This window comes from Lysinibacillus sp. fls2-241-R2A-57, assembly GCF_030209535.1.
Classification (GTDB): Bacteria; Bacillota; Bacilli; order Bacillales_A; family Planococcaceae; genus Lysinibacillus.
Genome location: NZ_JARVRU010000045.1, coordinates 1 through 19,047, shown reverse-complemented (window position 1 = coordinate 19,047; position 19,047 = coordinate 1). Strand labels below are relative to the sequence as shown.

General features: G+C 34.8%; 13 protein-coding genes. 7 read left to right on the top strand and 6 right to left on the bottom strand.

Going from position 1 to position 19,047, the window contains the following annotated elements; translation table 11 throughout:
- Positions 1 to 218: 218 nt before the first annotated feature.
- The gene (locus tag QRN68_RS09710) at positions 219 to 1,241 is read right to left on the bottom strand and encodes a DUF2804 domain-containing protein (RefSeq protein WP_285396655.1); all 1,023 of its coding nucleotides are present in this window, start codon (positions 1,239 to 1,241) and stop codon (positions 219 to 221) included.
- Between the two features lie 183 nt (positions 1,242 to 1,424).
- Between QRN68_RS09710 and QRN68_RS09705 the strand changes: the two genes are divergently transcribed.
- Together QRN68_RS09705 and QRN68_RS09700 are read left to right on the top strand one after the other, a co-directional pair.
- Positions 1,425 to 1,919 carry an amidase domain-containing protein gene (locus tag QRN68_RS09705; protein WP_285396653.1) on the top strand — a complete coding sequence of 165 codons (495 nt, stop codon included), beginning with the start codon at positions 1,425 to 1,427 and terminating at the stop codon, positions 1,917 to 1,919.
- A 119-nt stretch (positions 1,920 to 2,038) separates the two neighbouring features.
- Positions 2,039 to 2,611, top strand: coding sequence for a nitroreductase family protein (locus QRN68_RS09700; protein WP_285396651.1), 573 nt, complete (start codon positions 2,039 to 2,041; stop codon positions 2,609 to 2,611).
- A gap of 151 nt (positions 2,612 to 2,762) precedes the next feature.
- Here QRN68_RS09700 and QRN68_RS09695 read toward each other — a convergent pair whose 3' ends face one another.
- A complete protein-coding gene (locus QRN68_RS09695) occupies positions 2,763 to 4,145 on the bottom strand; it encodes a dipeptidase (RefSeq protein ID WP_285396647.1) in 1,383 nt (460 codons plus the stop codon).
- Positions 4,146 to 4,413: 268 nt separating this feature from the next.
- Between QRN68_RS09695 and QRN68_RS09690 the strand changes: the two genes are divergently transcribed.
- Positions 4,414 to 5,142 carry an SH3 domain-containing protein gene (locus QRN68_RS09690; protein WP_285396645.1) on the top strand — a complete coding sequence of 243 codons (729 nt, stop codon included), beginning with the start codon at positions 4,414 to 4,416 and terminating at the stop codon, positions 5,140 to 5,142.
- Positions 5,143 to 5,505: 363 nt separating this feature from the next.
- Here the strand turns inward: QRN68_RS09690 and QRN68_RS09685 are convergent, their stop codons facing one another.
- Entirely contained in the window at positions 5,506 to 5,874 is a 369-nt protein-coding gene (locus tag QRN68_RS09685; protein ID WP_285396644.1) for an HsmA family protein, read from the bottom strand.
- A 268-nt stretch (positions 5,875 to 6,142) separates the two neighbouring features.
- Between QRN68_RS09685 and QRN68_RS09680 the strand changes: the two genes are divergently transcribed.
- A complete protein-coding gene (locus tag QRN68_RS09680) occupies positions 6,143 to 7,012 on the top strand; it encodes a M23 family metallopeptidase (RefSeq protein WP_285396642.1) in 870 nt (289 codons plus the stop codon).
- A 234-nt stretch (positions 7,013 to 7,246) separates the two neighbouring features.
- On the opposite strand, the gene QRN68_RS09675 is transcribed toward QRN68_RS09680, so the two are convergent.
- Complete coding sequence (locus QRN68_RS09675) at positions 7,247 to 8,953, bottom strand: methyl-accepting chemotaxis protein (protein WP_285396640.1); 1,707 nt, start codon at positions 8,951 to 8,953, stop codon at positions 7,247 to 7,249.
- 875 nt (positions 8,954 to 9,828) lie between these two features.
- A complete protein-coding gene (locus QRN68_RS09670; protein ID WP_285396639.1) occupies positions 9,829 to 11,535 on the bottom strand; it encodes a methyl-accepting chemotaxis protein in 1,707 nt (568 codons plus the stop codon).
- 733 nt (positions 11,536 to 12,268) lie between these two features.
- On the opposite strand from QRN68_RS09670, the gene QRN68_RS09665 reads away from it, so the two are divergent.
- A complete protein-coding gene (locus tag QRN68_RS09665) occupies positions 12,269 to 13,387 on the top strand; it encodes a hypothetical protein (RefSeq protein ID WP_285396638.1) in 1,119 nt (372 codons plus the stop codon).
- A gap of 242 nt (positions 13,388 to 13,629) precedes the next feature.
- Complete coding sequence (locus QRN68_RS09660; RefSeq protein ID WP_285396637.1) at positions 13,630 to 14,085, top strand: VanZ family protein; 456 nt, start codon at positions 13,630 to 13,632, stop codon at positions 14,083 to 14,085.
- Positions 14,086 to 14,297: 212 nt separating this feature from the next.
- On the opposite strand, the gene QRN68_RS09655 is transcribed toward QRN68_RS09660, so the two are convergent.
- Positions 14,298 to 16,004, bottom strand: a complete 1,707-nt coding sequence (locus QRN68_RS09655; RefSeq protein ID WP_285396635.1) for a methyl-accepting chemotaxis protein — start codon at positions 16,002 to 16,004, stop codon at positions 14,298 to 14,300.
- Between the two features lie 1,278 nt (positions 16,005 to 17,282).
- On the opposite strand from QRN68_RS09655, the gene QRN68_RS09650 reads away from it, so the two are divergent.
- The coding region (locus tag QRN68_RS09650; protein ID WP_285396634.1) for a Cna B-type domain-containing protein at positions 17,283 to 19,047 on the top strand (1,765 nt) is incomplete at its 3' end.

The window sequence follows — 19,047 nt, the reverse complement described above, 5'->3', positions numbered from 1 at the left end:
CGATGGAAAGAACTGTAAAAGTGATGGAAAGAAGTCAGAGCGACGGATAGAACCGCCAAAATCGTGGATAGCCCCGCCAAACCGCCGAGCAAAACCGCAAAACCCACAAATAAACACTATTCATCAACTTTATCGGATTTAACGCGCTGAGGGTGTGAGAATAACAGTGCGTTAAATCCTTATATAACTCATCATCAACAGTAAAATGTTCCCTATATTTACCATTTCACTCGATTTTCTTCTATACTGCCTAGCATTTGCTTGATTACTAGTGTTTCGCCATTGTCTAGTAATACGGTGCCGTCGTAGTAGCCAAACATTTGATGTACTTCAGATTTTACAAGACCGGCCTTAGTGACGGATACACGTTCGAAAAATGGGGAGAAAGTTAATGAAACTTGGTTAGAGAATTTCGTCTTAATTTTCCACCGTTGCATTAAATCCTCTTGATTATAATTGAATAGTACATCTTCATGGATTTTTGTCATTTTACCTTCAACAAAAACTGCATTTTCGGTCATTCCAGTTCCGTCTGTCCATTTACCACCTAAATTGAGTCCGATTCGTCTACCTCGAACTCGCTGTGAGGCCATTCCCCAATTCCATGTTGACTCACGCGGCCAAACACCACGGCTATATTCTAGTACAGAAAAGTTTTCTTCAGGTGAAAATGTAAAGCGACGAGTACCAATTGTTACAACTCCAGAAGTAGGAAGTATATGATGCTTGCCTGTAAATTGGAATGTTTTACGATTCCAAGGAATGACTACATTCAATGACTCATCTGTAGGTGGATGCTGAATGACAAGCTTCGCACGTAAAACATCTCCATCGAAGTCTGGGATCGAAACTGATAAATGTGTTTCATTTTGTAAATAAGTCATATCAATCATCATTTCACTATTTTTGAATGATACTGAATCTAGCACTTGCGTAGGCATTTTTAACTTTCCGCCCAATGGAACTGTAATTGTTTTTTCAAAATAACGCTGTGTTTCATATTCAAGGAAATAGACGAAGCAGACTGCGGCATAGTCTAGATGACTAACAGTTGCAGAGAAAATAATCTCATCTCCGTAGACACACCAATAATTCCATTTCTTTTTGCGCAGGAGATGGCCACTTAAATTGCAGTTTATAAGGGGCTTACGTGCAAATCCGATGGCAGCTGGATTTAAATTACCTTTTTTATCGCATAAAAGAGTAGGCTGTATAATTTCTTTCTCAGCATGCTGCTTCACTTTCAACATCCCTTCCAGTCATAAAATAATAAATCTATATTTCTTTTACCCTTATTGTAGCAAAAACAATCTTAAAATTAAAAAGATACTACCAAAAAAGACCACATTCTACAGTTTTGCGCATATGGACCTAACTAATAGAAGCACCTCTTTGTACATATGATGAACATAAGGAGGGGAAGTGTGGCAAAAATGTATAACAGACAGGCCGCTGTACAATATGCGAATTTGTGGTGGAACAGGCGTAATCCAGCATTTCCGAATTTTACTGTTGATTGTACGAACTATATTTCTCAATGCTTACTTGCTGGAGGAGCACCAATGCGAGGTGCTCCAAACAGAGGGAGAGGTTGGTGGCTTCAACATGGAAATTGGAGCTTTAGCTGGTCGGTGGCACATTCCCTTAGATGGTATTTGGAAGGCTCTACAACTGGGTTGAAGGGTAGGCGTGTAGAATCTGCTGAGGAATTAGATCTTGGCGATGTCATTTTTTATGATTTCCAAGGTGATGGAAGGATTGACCATTCTGTAATTGTGACGAGTATTCAAAATGGTATTCCATACGTTAACGCACATACTTCAGATAGTATTAATCGATCATATTTTTATGAAGATTCAACGGCCTATACGCCAAGCATGACTTATTATTTCATTCATATAGATGATAGTTTTGCTTAGGAAGGGTAACAGTTTTAAAGATCATTGTTTTGTGATAATGTGAAAGATAGAAGAAGATATCAATTTCGACTTGGCGTAATTTCAATATGCTGTAATGTTATAGAAGGAGATAGAAGTATATGAGCGAACATTTTTTGTCTGTTAGGGATGCGATTATAGAGCGTCGTTCTATTAAAAAATTTAATGGTCAGCCTGTAAATCGCGAAGATATGATGGCAATTATTGACGATGCGGTATGGGCACCGAATCATGGTAATCGGGAGCCTTGGCGTTTAGTAGTTGCATGTGGTAAGGAGTTATCTACTCTTTATAATTTATTGCGTGATCTAGCTATACCGAAATGGCAGGAGCTTTCAGATGAAGATTTAGCGAAGCAAATGATGAAATTTACATTATCAGGTGGCTATGCTTTTGTGATCGTTCCAGAGGATGCGCGACAAAAAGAGCGTTTAGAAGATTACGCAGCGGCAAGTATTTTTATTCAAAACATCCAATTGCTAGCATGGGATAGAGGAATCGGCTCATGCTGGAAAACACCTGCTTTCTTAGATAACCCAAAATTCCGTGAAGCTTTAAAGGTTCAGCCGGGTGAGCGTGTTATCGCAATGCTGCAAGTTGGCTATTTTGATGAAGTACCAAAAGGGAAAGAACGTAAAAAATCAGCAGATATCGTCACGATTTTTGGAGAATAATATAGCAAAATCCCCTCGTTTGAAATAGACGAGGGGATTTATTTAACTTCTTTCATCAGAAGTCTCCCACCTCTTATAGGTGGTGAGATGAATGCGGATCTAAGCTACTTTTCAGCGGGTGTCCAAACACTTGATGAAAGACGTTAGGATTTTATTTTTGTAATTCAGCAACTTCAAATAAATAATCGCTTAAAACGCGTAGTCCTTTATCAAAGTTTTCTAAATGGAAGTGTTCATTTGGTGCATGGAAGTTTTCGCTTGATAATCCGAAGCCCATTAAAACAACTGGTAATGCTAAAATTTCATCAAAGGCAGCTACGATAGGGATTGATCCACCTCCGCGTGTGTAAGCAGTTGGGACATTATATACTTTTTCGTACGAGCGACCAGCAGCTTGGATAAGTGGATGATCAAATGGTGTTAAGAATGGACGACCTTTATCGAATTCAGAGATTGTCACTTCAACACCAGCTGGCTTATGTTTTTCAATATGTGCTTTTAAAAGTGCTACAATTTCATCAGGCTCTTGATTTGGAACAAGACGGCATGTGATTTTTGCGCCAGCTTCAGCAGGAAGAACAGTTTTAATGCCTTCACCAGAGAAGCCACCAAACACACCATTAACCTCTAATGTTGGGCGTGCCCAAGTGCGTTCTAAATAGGAATAGCCAGCTTCACCGAATAATTCCTTCACACCAACTTCTTCTTTCACTGATTCTTCATCAAAACCAAGAGCGCGGTAAGCTTCGCGTTCCTCTTCAGATAATGGTAAAACTTTGTCGTAGAAGCCCTCAACTTGAATTGTGCCATGTTCATCACGGAAAGAGGCTAAAATGTCAGCTAATGCATGAATAGCATTTTGGACACCGCCACCGTAAAGACCAGAGTGAAGGTCACCTTTTGCGCCACGAACATCAATTTGAATACCTGTTAAGCCACGTAATCCATAACATACAGCAGGCTTACCAGGACCATATAGACCTGTATCAGAAATCAAAATTAAATCTGCAGCTAATTTCTCTTTATGTTCTTCAACATAGGCAGGAAGGTTAGGGCTGCCAATCTCTTCTTCACCTTCATAGATGAATTTCACGTTTACTGGTAATGTGCCAGTTGTTGCAAATAAGGCTTCAATCATTTTCAAGTGCATAAACACTTGTCCTTTATCGTCACTAGCACCGCGAGCAAACAGTTTGTTGTCACGAATCGTAGGGTTGAATGGCTCTGTTTCCCATAAATTTAATGGGTCAACAGGCTGGACATCATAATGACCATAAAACAGAATAGTTGGTTTGCCCTCTGCATGTAACCAGTCAGCATAAACAACAGGGTGACCTGCAGTTTGAGTAATAGAGATATTCTCAAGATTTAATTTTTTAAAAGCGTTAGCTAGCCACTCAACAGCACTTTGTATATCCCCTTTATGCTCAGATAAAGAACTAATACTTGGAATACGTAAAAATTCGTTTAATTCATTTAAGTGTGTCTCGCGATGTTCTGTGAAATACGCATCTAATTGCTGTATATTTGTCATCTAGCATCCCTCGTTTCAAATATTTCGATAATAGAAATAGTATAGCATAATGTGGCTGGGGAATCCTGTGATAGCAACATACGAAACTACCCTAAATTTGATGGAGCTCAAGCATTAATAAGACGAACAGGTCAGAAGATTTTTAGTCATAGCAATTACACTGCTAGTTAATCTATACATGTATCTAGCATTTTCAATTAGTAAGAAAAATAGCATGGAAACAAATGTTATTTTATAGTAGCATTTGTTTGGAAAGGAGTGGATTTTTATGAAAAAAATAAGTGTAATAGTATGCGTGCTGTTGAGTTGCTTTTTTTTAAATGAGGAGAAGATATTTGCACAAAATCAAACTTTAGCAGATTTTGATTTTATGGAAATAAAGTATACCGTAAAGATTACAAAGTCTGGGGCAACTGTTAAAGAGTTACCCTCCAGGTCATCCAAAACTATTGGTCATGTGAAGGGTGGAGAATTTGTTATTTCCGAATATATGGCGGAAGGTGGTTGGATGCCCATTTTATTTAATGGGCAACATGGCTTTATTGAAGTAACTCAAATAGAATTTGACTTACCTCAAACAATTAGTATATCTAATTCTAAAAGCGGTGTAGTAGTTAAAGAAAAACCAACAGCAGACAGCAATACATTAGGAACACTCAGTAACGGAATCCTAATGGATAATTACGGAGAGGTTGGGAATGGCTATTCGTATGTCCAATATGGAAACATCATAGGTTACGTTAAAACAAGTTTTATTACTAATCCTAAGCCTGTAGTGAAATATATTAGCAGTTCAACTGAATATATAGATTCATACCTAATAGCAAGTAAAGGATTTGGAAGTGCAGGATTAATTGAAAGTGAAACAAAGGTTCATGTATATGGATCAGTTGCGGGTTGGTCTTACATTGACCAATATCCGGATGATGGTGAAATTAATGGTATTTATATTGAATCGAAGTATATAGTAGACAAATTAAGCCAAGTACGTAAATAAACAAAGCGTAAGACTATCACTTTTTGGTAGTCTTATTTTTATGACGTTTTATTTAGTTAAATGTTATAGTTTGATTTATGCTCCGTTTTGCACCCTAAAATAAAAATATAGCATAATGTAGCTGGGGAATCCTGTTATAACAATGGTTTCTATAGTCTTTGCTAATGATAATGCTGCTGGGTAAACAGATCCAATTGAAAGAAGTTTCGAGGGCAAAGAAAAAGCCGTAACGTATGGCAGACGCTACAGCTTTCAAAAGAGCCTTATCTCTAACATAGAAAGGCTTTTTTTGTATCAAATTTATATTTATTTTCTGACTTATGATTGGGTGAGGGAAGAAATTGCTTAAATCCATCCCTTATGTTATTTGGTCATGCCATATATCATTCCAGATATATAAGGAATCAACCAAATGAACCATACTAATATACTTAACGTATGGAATTTTCTCATCATTTCTGAGTCTTTTTTTACCAATACAATAGAAGCCCAAATGGCATGAAATAACATTAACAAGATTGCTAATAAACCTGTTATGCCATGAAAACTAAATAGAGATCCTTGGGAGGCCATTTTTTCCATCATAGTAGTTCCGAGTGTATCGCATAGTAAGCCTATCCAAAAAATAATCACATGCCATAACTTTAATGTTTTTTGGAATTTTTCTGCCCATACTCCTACTGAATAAAAAACTAGTGCTGCTGTAATAAATATAGTAGCAATTATTAGCATTTCAATCACCCGATTCATAGCACTATTTAAATGTCTTTTTCCCTTAAAAGTACTACTTTATACTCTAAAAGAATATATACACCTACTGCTCAGATTTATTATAAAAAAGCAATATGAACAACAGATGAACAACAACATAGAAATTAGCTTCTTTATGTTGGAGTCCAAATAACAAAACACAAATATTGTACGTTATTGAAACTTTTCGTAAGTAAACATCGTATAGATAATTAAATGTTTTATTTATACATTAATGGGAGTTGTCAATATGGAGAAATTCAGTAGTCCAGAAGAAGTCATAGATATTTGGTTAAAAGAAGGTTACGAAAAAGTTTATGATGCTACATCAGAAGAGTTTCAGAAGATAGTCACTTTAGAACAATTTATTGAGCTGAGCACATCTTTTAATAATGGTGTTAAAAATTATCAATTAGAAACAAAGACGGTATTACAAAATTTAACACATTACGTATGGTTAGATGATAAACGTGAGAAAGCAGTTGTAGCTTCCTTTGATACATTCAATCAAATACAGCGTTTTTATTTAACGCCTTTTACTGTTTTTCCGAAAACGGACCAACAATATACAAAAAATAAATACATAATGCCAATTAGAGATGAGTGGTTTGTTTTTTGGGGTGGTACGAATGAATTTGTAAATTATCATTATTTATATGAAGGTCAGCGATATGCTTACGATTTAGTAAAAGTTCAAGATGGACAATCTTATCAAAATAGCCCAATTCGAAATGAAAATTTTTATGCTTTTGATGAAGATATTATAGCACCAGCAGATGGTAAAGTCGTAAAAGTTGTAGATGGAATAAAAGATAATGTGCCTGGTGAAATGGATGAACATAATCCGGCAGGAAACTATGTCGTGATTGAACATGCAAATAATGAATTTAGTATGATCGCACATTTTAAAAAGGACTCGATTTTAGTAAAATCAGGTGAAATCGTAACGGCAGGGCAACTTATCGGGAAATGCGGAAACTCTGGTAATTCATCAGAAGCTCATATTCATTTTCAGGTAATGGATGCTCCAGATATTGTAAATGGAAAGTCAATTCGTATTCTATTTAAAGATGGTAAAGAGCCAATACAAGGGGATACGATATCTAATTCATACGAATAAAATTGACAGAAAAATTATCAATCCCAAGAACAATAGGTCGGTTCTTTCATTCATTTCTAATAAAAGCAGTAAGCAGTGCCAATAGTGGAACTTGCTCACAAAAGCAAAATGAAAAAGGATTAAGTCCGGTTCAAAACCGAACTTAATCCTTTTTGGCTACTAAACTAAATAAACGGCGTAGGGGGTCACTTCAAAATAAAGTGACCCCCTAATCATTAGTGGTGAAAAAAGAAGTTAAACTCGGAATTGAGCTGCTAAGTCTCTTAACTCTTCTGCTAAGTTTGCGAGTGCATAAGCAGATGATGAAATTTCCTCCATTGATGCCATTTGTTCTTCGGACGTAGCAGAAACACTCTCTGTGCCAGCTGTAGTAGATTGAGTTACGGAATGGATCGTATTCATACTACCAACAATTTCTTCAGTTCCAGCTGCCATTTGCTCGACTGCAGCAGATACTTCTTCTACCTGCATCGAAACACTTTGAATGGCACTTTGAATTGAAGCGAAAGTTGTACGTGTATTTTCTGTTGTTTTAATCCCTTCAGTAACTTCCGTTGTTACTAACTTCATTGATTCAACAGCTTTTTGAGTATCTTTCTGTGTCTCTGAAATCAATACTTCAATTTGGTTTGAAGAAACAGCAGACTGTTCTGCTAATTTCCTAACCTCATCTGCAACGACGGCAAAGCCTTTTCCATGCTCGCCAGCACGAGCGGCTTCAATTGCAGCATTCAGGGCAAGAAGATTTGTTTGCTCAGCAATTGCTGTAATCGAATCAATAATTTGACCAATTTCATAAGAACGTTTTCCTAATAAGTCGACAACTTCGGATAAGCCTTTTACTCGATCTGTGATGTCTATCATTTGTACATTCATTTGATTTGCTGCATTCATACCATTTATCACCAATGATAATGAATCCTTGGAAAGCTCACTTACAGATTGAGCATTTCCAGCTACTTGTTGCACACCTGTTGAAAGCTCATTGACGGTGTTGAATGTGTTAGAAACATTTTTTAGTTGCTCTACAGATCCATGAGCGATAGTTTCCATCGTATTTGCAACCATCTCTGTTGCTTTCGTAGTTTCTGCTGCATTAGCATTCAATTCTTCTGATGCTGCGGCTACATGATTAGCAGTTTCAGTGACTTTAGTTACTGTATTACGAATATTATTAATCATCGAATTAAATGATTGAGTTAGTTGACCAATTTCATCTTTGGATGAATATGTACCTTGCACAGTCAAATCACCGTCGCCTGCTTTTAACATATTAGCCTGTAACTCTTTCACTGGATTTACAATTAAACGTCCAATCCATGTTGCCAATGTAATAAAGAAAATAATGGCTAAAACAGTGAGAATGGCAGAAATAAGCATAGTAGTGTATAGACTTTGTTCATTTTCTTTATTCAACTGTTTAGCATCTTCAGAACATATAGTCATAAGATCGCGTGCATCAGATGCCACTTTCTCACGAAAATCATGCATAGATGTAGTGTATAAAGAATAGGCTTCCTTGTTTCGGTTCTTACTAGCTAAATCAATGACCTCTGTCATAGTACTAAAATAACCGTCAAGATTGGATTTAATAGATTCTAACAGTTTTCGTTTATCTTCATTTCCACTGTAAGTGTCTTCGAATTTTACAATTGCTTCTTCAATATTTTTAGCTCTTTCTTGGATGTTTGCCTGTAGTTCAGCGTTACGTTTAGTATCCATAGTAATCATAAGCTCTAAAACGAAAGCATCCATCGCACGAATATCAGTTCGAATTTGACCGAGATGTTGGATAGGCAAAAGTGATTCGTCGTACATCTCCTTGGATTTTTTTGCCATGTCGTTAATGTAATAAAAACCGGTACCTGAAAGAATTAATAAAAAAATAACAGCGGACGTAATGAGTGTCAAAATTTTCTTTCTAATAGAAAAGTTTTTCAAAAATATTTCCTCCATTGGCTCAATTATCTTCAAATAAGTGGTATATACTAATAACTTTGGATATATTGAGTAATTTGTATTTTGTAATAAATATACTACATCCAAATTTACAATAAGAGAAGATAGAATTATGAAATTTTTATTACGAAAAATAAAAGGTTACAGCTCATTGCAATCGAGTGTACTGACGGGTTGATTTCTTCGATAGAAAGAGCTTGTTTTTCGATAAAAACCCAAAAAGTTTCGATAAAATAAGATTTTGTTTCGATAAAAGCTCAAATAGTTTCGATAAAGAGCGATTTTGTTTCGATAAATCTTCAAAGTATTCCTATAAAACGAATGAAAGGAGCTTTAGCGATTCAGTTTTGGGACTCGACACTAAAACAATCACAAAGATTACCTTGATCATTTTGTTTTTCAATACTAAGAAAAAGTTGTCTCTTGCGCTGAGACAACTCTCGAAAAATGAGGGGGGTGGGGCGTCCGATGAGCCGCTTCACTCGCTCCAGGGAGTCGCCCAGCCGAAACGAGATCAACTAATACATGGCATATGTTTTAACAAATGTCATCCACAACTTTTGGTGATGAGCCAATTAATGAAAAGCTATACAAAACATGAAAAAATGGTTTCGGGATTAGCCCTTTTCTTTTTCTACCTATTATAGAAGGAATAGCGAAATCTGAGTCCTTATAGGGAGCGAAATGCTTTGATTTCGTGCGGTGGGGAGGACCTGGGACTAATATTTCAGATTGGAGATACGATGAGACTCGTTACCCTAAGGCAAAAAAAGGATTAAGTCCGGTTCAAAACCGAACTTAATCCTTACTAGCTACTTAACTAAATAAGCAGCGGCAAATGTAATTGTTGAAAGAAGTTATACTCGGAATTGAGCTGCTAAACCTCTTAGCTCTTCTGCTAAGTTTGCGAGTGCATAAGCAGATGATGAAATCTCCTCCATTGATGCGGTTTGTTCTTCAGTCGTTGCAGAAATACTCTTTGTGCCGGCTGTAGTAGATTGAGTTATGGAGTGGACTGTATTCATACTACCAACAATTTCTTCAGTTCCTGCCGCCATTTGCTGGACTGCAGCAGATACTGTTTCTACTTGCATCGTAACATTTTGAATGGCACCTTGGATTGAAGCGAAAGTTGTACGTGTATTTTCTGTTGTTTTAATCCCTTCATTAACTCCTGCTGTTACTAACTTCATTGATTCAACAGCCTTTTGAGTATCTTTCTGTGTCTCCGAAATCAACACTTCAATTTGGTTTGAAGAAACAGCAGACTGTTCTGCTAATTTTCTAACCTCATCTGCAACGACGGCAAAGCCATTCCCATGCTCGCCAGCACGTGCGGCTTCAATTGCGGCGTTCAGGGCAAGAAGATTTGTTTGTTGAGCAATTGCTGTAATCGAATCAATAATTTGACCGATGTCATTAGAACGTTTTCCTAACACGTCGACAACTTCCGATAAGCCATTTACTCGTTCTGTGATGTCCATCATTTGTTGGTTCATTTGATGCGCAGCATCTATACCATTTATCACTAGAGATAAAGAATCACCTGAAAGTTCGGTTACAGCTTGAGCATTGCCAGCTATTTGTTGCACACCTGTTGAAAGCTCATTAACAGTATTGACGGTGTTAGAGACATTGTTTAGTTGCTCTACTGACCCATGAGCGATAGTTTCCATCGTACTTGCAACCATCTCTGTTGCTTTCGTAGTTTCTGCTGCATTAGCATTTAACTCTTCAGATGCTGCGGCAACATGATTAGCAGTTTCAGTCACTTTTGTTACCGTATTACGAATATCATTAATCATCGAATTAAATGAAAGGGATAATTGACCGATTTCATCTTTGGATGAATAAGTACTTTGCACAGTCAAATCTCCATCGCCTGCTTTTAACATATTAGCCTGCAACTCTTTAACCGGATTTACAATTAAACGTGCAATCCATGTAGCTAATGTAATAAAGAAAATAATGGCTAGAACAGAAAGAATGGCAGAAATAAGCATAGTAGTAGATTGATTTTGCTCATTTATTTTATTCAGCTGATCGGCATCATCAGCACAGAGAGCCATAAGCTTTTTGGCATCAGTTTCCACTTTCTCAATAAGATTATCTGAAGCCTTGGTGTATACCGAATAGGCTTCCTCGTTTTGGTTCTTGCTAGCCAAATCAATAATATCTATCATGGTACTAAAATAACCATCGAGATTGGATTTAAGAGATTCTAATAATTTTTGTTCATCTTCTTTTCCAGTGTAAGAGTCTTCAAATTTCGTGAGTAAATCTCCAATACTTTCACCACTTTTTTTGATGTTTGCATGTAGTTCGGTAATACGATTAGCATCCTTAGTAATCATGAGCTCTAAAATGTAAGAATCTATATCACTAAAGTCAGTTCGAAGTTGACTGACATATTGAATTGGCAAAAGTGACTCATCGTACATTTCACTGGATTTCTTCGCCATATCATTAATGTAATAAAAACCATCAAATGAAATAATCAGCAAAAAAGCAACAGCAGACGTAATAAGTGTTAGAATTTTCTTTCTGATTGATAAGTTTTTCAAAATATTTCCTCCGTCAGCTCAACTATCTCAAAAGTCCTATATAACAGTGGTATATACTAATAACTTTGGGTATATTGAGTAATTTAGATTTGATGATAATATACCATGTCTAAGTCTTTTATATGAGAAGAGAGAATTATGAAATTTTTATGAAAAATAAAGAGTTAAAGCTTATTGCAATCGAGTTTACTGACGGAAAAACCCTTAATTGAAATGAATGAAAAACTAAAGAAAACACGAACCATGATTTTCGAGATTCGTTAGATAAAGTTCAATTTGGACTTTGCAAATTTGCAAACTGCTACTGATGATAAAATCGAGGAGTTACTATTCTTTGCTCAATATTTGTTATTTATTGGCGGTGGCGCGAACATAAAAAAGATTAATTAACATTAGCATTAAAAGATTGCTTCACTTCAAAGAAATTTACTTTCGGCAAAGCACGCAATACATAGATGCCGTTCTTTATACATTTAATATCCTCATATTAAACACTAACTTTGGCAGTTGTTTGTAATCAATTCCTCCGCATTGCTGTTAAAAATTACCTTCCATTAATTTCATAAAATCTTAAGGAATATCCTAAGTTTTTATTAATAATTATTCTTTATACTCAGTACTATCCTGATAAAAGGGAGATAAGATACGAAAAAATTATTACTAGGAACACCGGATCATATAATGGAATTTTGTTAATTAGCAATAAACCAGTCAAATAAAAGGAGAACTGATTATGAAAAAAACAACTAAGAAATCCTGGATGATTGTATCGGCATTAACAATAGGAATGGCTGTCTTCACGCCACATCAAGCAGATGCATCAACAGCAAAACCAACAAACGAAATAACTGTTAAAGCTGAGCAACAAATTAAAGGAACTGTTAAAAGCATTAACGGTGATAGCGTAACAATCAAAGGGAAGGACGGTAAAAACTACTATATCGGAATCCAAAAATTTTCAAATGAGCAAATAGCAAAAATGAATTTAGCTGAAGGTCAGGAAATTTCTGTAGAAGGTAGCTTAGTACAAGATTATGCAGACTTCTACACGTTTGACGTCTATAAAAAAGACCTACCAAAAGAAATCACAAAAGAAGATTTAGCTAAATTAGAAAAATTGTTTAATCAAACGAAGAAGTTAGAAAAAGAAGAGAAGTATGATGAAGTAGATAAAATCAATCTTGAAATGGAGAAAATCATAAAACCATATATTTTGGCTAGCTGGGTACCAGTATCTTTTGATGAGTTCATCAAAGAGTACGGATTTAGTGAAAAAAATATTGTGATTAAAGAGAATGATAAAAAACAGCTAAAAGCTATTTATGAAGAGTGGATAAAACTAGAGAAATCTGGTAAAGAACAAAAAGCACAAGAAAAGTTTGATGAATTCCAGAAGATTCTTCAACCTTATTTAGATGCACTATATCCACCAGTAACATTTGAACAATACATTTCAGATATGAAATTAGATATTCCAGCTGAAGCCTTACCAAAACTAAAAGCGCTTTACAAAGATGCTCAAAAAGCAGATGCAGATAAAAATGATACATTATCTGAAAAGCTTTGGGGTCAATTTGATGAAATGATTAAACCGTACTTGAAGCCAATTAGCTTTGAAGATTACGTGTCTGACATCGATTTCGAAATCAAGGCAAATGATAAAAAACAATTAAAAAAACTTTATGAAGAAGCATTAGCTCTTGATAAAAAAGGTGACTATGAAAAATCTAATGAAAAATGGGCTGCTATCGACAAGATTTTAAATCCTTATTTTGAAGCAAATAAAGAAATTCTAATCTCAGCTTCTAAAGTAACGATTAACGGCAAAGTTTACCTTACACAGCATAAATAAGTAAAAGGTTACGGGCTAATCCCAAACGTCATTGAAAAATGATTTAAGGGATTAGCCCCTTCTTTTCCTATCATCTGTCTTTGTCTTATCCTCAATGTCCAACCACAACGTCTATATTAGCTCAAGAAGAAGGAATCTCATTTTGATACTACTAATCATCATCTTTTCTTAAGAGATATCATAAGAAATTCTTAAGATTTATCTACTAAAATAACATTAGTGAAATCAAAAGAGGTGTCTTAGTGAAAAAAGGATTGGAAATTATATATTGGTTTATTTTACTGTTTTATATTTTTTTACTGATTGATACAGTATTTATTTCAAGAGAGAGTCTAAGAAGCGTAAATTTGATTCCTTTAAAAACAATTAATCAATTTATAGCAGTAGATAATAGATTTGGAAATGGATTAGTAGTTAATGTAAATATTTGGGGTAATATTTTGATGTTTGTACCTGCTGGAATATACGTCATACTTCATAATAAAAACAAATCAATTTTAATAAACTTATTTTTAATTTTCTTACTAAGTTTAGGAATAGAAATCATTCAATATATTTTTTCAATCGGCGCAACAGATATTGACGATATTATTCTAAACGTAGTTGGTGGATTTATAGGTTTATTAATCTATAGTCTTTTAAAAAAATCCTTAAAAATGATGAAAAAAATAGAATTGCTATTTCTATTTTATCATTGATAGTTGGTTTACCCGTACTTATATTAGTTATGGAATTTATATGAGTCTTAAAAAATATCCAAATGGTAAATATGTGATAGCTCCTAAAACCAATTTGAATAAAAAGTAATTGTTATATATGTAAGTAAAGTTCCAACATCATGTAAACAACTGCATAAACAAAAAAGATTGAAGCAATTTAGCTTCAATCTTTTTTGTTTATGCTCGGCGTTTTATACTCGGAATTGAGATGCCAAGTCTCTTAATTCTTCTGCCAAGTTTGCAAGTGCATAAGCAGATGATGAAATTTCCTGCATTGATGCTATTTGTTCTTCTGATGTAGCAGAAATATTTTCTGTGCCAGCAGTAGTAGATTTAGTTATGGAGTGGATTGTATTCATACTACCAACAATTTCTTCAGTTCCAGCTGCCATTTGCTCGACTGCAGCAGATACTTCTTCTACCTGCATCGTAACACTTTGAATGGCATCTTGAATTGAAGCGAAAGTTGTACGTGTATTTTCTGTTGTTTTAATTCCTTCTGTAATTTCTGCTGTTACTAACTTCATCGATTCAACAGCCTTATGAGTATCTTTCTGTGTCTCTGAAATCAACATTTCAATTTGGTTTGAAGAAACAGCAGACTGTTCTGCTAATTTCCTAACTTCATCTGCAACGACGGCAAAGCCTTTTCCATGCTCGCCAGCACGAGCGGCTTCAATTGCAGCGTTCAAGGCAAGGAGATTTGTTTGTTCAGCAATTGCTGTAATTGAATCAATAATTTGACCGATTTCATTAGAACGTTTTCCTAACAAGTCGACAATCTCGGATAAGCCATTTACTTGTACAGTGATGTCCGTCATTTGTTGATTCATTTGATTAGCGGCATCTATACCATTTATCACTAGCGTTAAAGAATCACCTGAAAGTGCACTTACGGCTTGAGCATTTCCAGCTACTTGTTGCACACCTGTTGAAAGCTCGTTGATGGTATTGACGGTGTTAGACACATTATTTAGTTGCTCAATTGAACCATGAGCGATAGTTTCCATCGTATTTGCAACCATCTCTGTTGCTTTCGTAGTTTCTGCTGCATTAGCGTTTAATTCTTCAGATGCTGATGCTACGTGATTAGCAGTTTCAGTCACTTTTGTAACCGTATTACGAATATTATTAATCATCGAATTAAATGATTGAGTTAATTGACCGATTTCATCTTTGGATGAATAAGTACCTTGCACAGTCAAATCTCCATCGCCTGCTTTTAACATATTTGCCTGCATTTCTTTCACTGGATTTACAATTAAACGTGCAATCCATGTTGCTAATGTAATAAACAAAATAATGGCGACAACAGAGAGAATGGCAGAAATAAGCATAGTAGTGGATAGACTTTGTTTATTTTCTTTATTCAACTGATCGGCATCACTAGAACATTGATCCATAAGCTTGTCTGCATCAGATACCACTTTCTTACGAAGATCATCTGAAGTTCCGATGTATACAGAATAGGCTTCCTTGTTTTGGTTCTTGCTAGCCAAATCTACGATATCTGTCATGGAATTAAGATAACCGTCGAGATTGAATGTAAGAGATTCTAATAATTTTTGTTCATCTTCTTTTCCGCTGTAAGAGTCTTCAAATTTCTTGAGTAAGTCTTTAATACTTTCTCTTCTATCTGAGATGGCTGCCTGTAGTTCAGTATTACGATTAGCATCCGTAGTAATCATGAGCTCTAAAATGTTAGAATCGATCTCACTAATGTCAGTTCCGAGTAAACCGATATATTGAATTGGCAAAAGTGACTCGTCGTACATCTTGCTAGATTTTTTTGCCATATCATTAATGTAATAAAAACTACCACCAGAAATAATTAGTAAAAAAATAACAGCAGACGTAATGAGTGTTAAAATTTTCTTTCTAATAGAAAAGTTTCTCAAAAATATTTCCTCCGTCGTCTCAAATATCTTCAAAAGTTCTGGTATTAATAACCTTGGATATATTGAGTAATTTAGATTTTGTAATAGTATACTACATCTAAGAGAAGAAAAAATTAAAAAAAATATTAAATAAGTATTAATTATTTGAAGAAAAAACCTAATAGTAGTTTGGAAGTAGTGGATATAAAGTTCTATACTCTGAGTTAGTGAAATTGTCATTAATAAGTGATGTTATGAAAAAGCATATATAAGAGGTTGCGGAAAATTAAAGGAAATAGGTCCCGTAAAGGTTTTTGAACAATCGTAGAATACATATAATAGTCCTTTGTTTAAATCGAAAAACCGAACATTCATTTAGTAATTATATGACGCTAGTGATATGGAATATATTTAAGGAGAGTTCATGCTGATGATTCAGCAATAAATTACGTAAAAGATCAAGAGTTTTATAGAACAAATGTTGTTTCATATTTTAGGTCAGTGCGAAGAATACCTTTTTTGGGGTGTTCTTTTTATTTTACCTAATTTATCTGTACCAAAGGCAAAGCACCAGATACAAGACTCCCATCTCAAAATGGAGCAAAAGAACTGCTCGTAAAAGCCTTTAGTGGGGATGAAGAAACCCCCCTCTGATGAAAATTTCACTTTATATTAGGTTGTTGATTGGGAGAAAATAGGCTGTTGTAAATTTTTAATATATTCCTATTTTAACTGATTGTAGTGTGTGTTTGCCTGATTCTCGCAGGAAAGCGAGTAGCCCGTAGCGGAAATCAGTCTCTTCGATTAAATTCGTATGTGTAAAAATGACACACCTGACTTTATATAAATAAAAAAAATGTCGAAAAAAGGCATAAATGAGGAAAAAAACTTTTGGCACGGTTTGTTTTTCTTATAAATCTAAAATATGGTACTATTAACGTTTTTTAATTCCTTAAAATGGATTTTTTTGAGGTTATGAAATTAGTAAAAATACTAGTTTCAAAACATCTATGATGAAATGGTTATATAGTCATGTTTTGGTAAACCTTAAAATATTTTTCAATTCTTTAGTCATGTGTTATATTACTTTAGGTGCTATTTGATTTGTATTATTGAGAGTTTAGACTCTTATGAAATTTAATTTTAATGTTTTTTTATTGAGTCTATATCAATGGTAAGAAAGTCTATGAAGTTATCCTTTCATTAAAATCCAAAGCAATAAATGTTTATTGAAATAATATGAATCACGTAAAATTTAACGCTAGTGTTTAAAAATTCAAACAGGAGGTAAATAAAAACATGCTAAGCAAAAAAATATTTCCATTATTATTATGTTTTGTAGTTGTACTATTTCAAACAATTGTACCCGTGATCGGAAAAGCACAAGAACTAAGCAATACAGGATTTATTGATAGTGTGGAAATTAAAAATACAAATTTATCATACGGTAATCAAACGGGAATCTATGTAACATTTAGTGAGAAACCTAATCTGAAATTGAAAACAGGCGATACAATTACGATGACATTGCCACCTGAATTAAAAGGTTTCAATTCGAATATTAATCTAGAAGATTACGGTTCGTGTAATGTGACTAGCGGTCAAGTCGTATGTACATTTAATGACAAAGTAGAAAAACGCGAAAATATTAGAGGTTACTTTAACTTTACTGTTCAAGCAACAAATGTAGAATCTGGAGTTACAAAAACGATTCATACGAACTTTGGAACAGATTTAAGTGAGCAAGCCGTAACAATTACTCACCCAAAAAGTAGTGGTTCTTCGCCAGGGATGTTCTTCTATAAATCAGGAGATATTCAGCCGAATAACTCAGATGAAGTTCGTTGGTTCCTAAACTTCAACTTAAAGAAGGAATACCTTGATAGTGATATCGTGTTACAAGATTTTTCAAAAGACGGTCAACTACTACAGAAAGATAGTTTTTATATCTACACGAGTGGTGGTAGCTTAGGAAATCGTCAATTCACACCTGAAGAGTTTCAAAGAAATGGGCTTGGATATGTAGGTTTTACGAGTGATAGTTCATTTAATGTAGTGATTAATCGAGGGTATGCAAGTTTAACATCATTCACTGTAAGTTATAAAACGACTATTACAGCTGAAGGGGTAAATGAAAAATATCTGAAGAACGAATATGATTTGACTTACAAAGTTAACAACCAAACCCCGGTACATGAGAAAAACGTGGCTCAAGTAAAAAATATTTTTGCTGATGGTTGGGCTATAGGAGATTTACCGGACAAAGGTACGTTAAGAATACTGAAATATATAGATGGTAATAAAGAGCAAGTCATTCCTGGTGTTCAATTTAAAGTTTTCTCAAAAGATGGTCAACAAATTGGTGATCAATATACAACTGGCGACAAAGGAATTGTAGAAGTACCAAACTTAAAAGCTGGTGATTACTATATAAAAGAAGTATCAGCTCCTGAATATGTAACATTTGATGCAGATAAGGAATTTCCATTTACAATAGAAGCTGGTGCTATAAAAGGTGTAGAAGTACCAATTAGTAACAGTTTGAAAGAAATCTCAATTGAGGGGACGAAAACTTGGAAAAACGATAGTGAACAAGATCGCCCTTCAGACATCAAAGTAGATTTACTAAAAGACGATGCGGTTATTGACACAAAAACAGTAACGGCAGAAAACGGTTGGAAATACAACTTCGGTAACTTAGACCAATACACAGTAGACGGTAAAAAAATTAATTATGCTGTGAAAGAGCAACCAGTAGCGGGATATGAGTCTAAAGTAGATGGTTATAATATTTTAAATACAAAAATAGAAAAACCAGTAGTACCAACTGAAAAACCAGTGGAACCAACTGAAAAACCAGTAGAACCAAGTGAAAAACCAGTGGAACCAACTGAAAAACCAGTAGAACCAAGTGAAAAACCAGTGGAACCAAGTGAAAAACCGGTAGAACCAAGTGAAAAACCAGTGGAACCGAGTGAAAAACCAGTGGAACCAAGTGAAAAACCGGTAGAACCAAGTGAAAAACCAGTGGAACCGAGTGAAAAACCGGTAGAACCAAGTGAAA

What these genes read in the sequence shown, in the direction of transcription:
- QRN68_RS09700 (WP_285396651.1), top strand. Translation starts at nt 2,039, where the DNA reads ATGAGCGAACATTTTTTGTCTGTTAGGGATGCGATTATAGAGCGTCGT.
- QRN68_RS09695 (WP_285396647.1), bottom strand. Translation starts at nt 4,145, where the DNA reads ATGACAAATATACAGCAATTAGATGCGTATTTCACAGAACATCGCGAG.
- QRN68_RS09690 (WP_285396645.1), top strand. Translation starts at nt 4,414, where the DNA reads ATGAAAAAAATAAGTGTAATAGTATGCGTGCTGTTGAGTTGCTTTTTT.
- QRN68_RS09685 (WP_285396644.1), bottom strand. Translation starts at nt 5,874, where the DNA reads ATGCTAATAATTGCTACTATATTTATTACAGCAGCACTAGTTTTTTAT.
- QRN68_RS09680 (WP_285396642.1), top strand. Translation starts at nt 6,143, where the DNA reads ATGGAGAAATTCAGTAGTCCAGAAGAAGTCATAGATATTTGGTTAAAA.
- QRN68_RS09665 (WP_285396638.1), top strand. Translation starts at nt 12,269, where the DNA reads ATGAAAAAAACAACTAAGAAATCCTGGATGATTGTATCGGCATTAACA.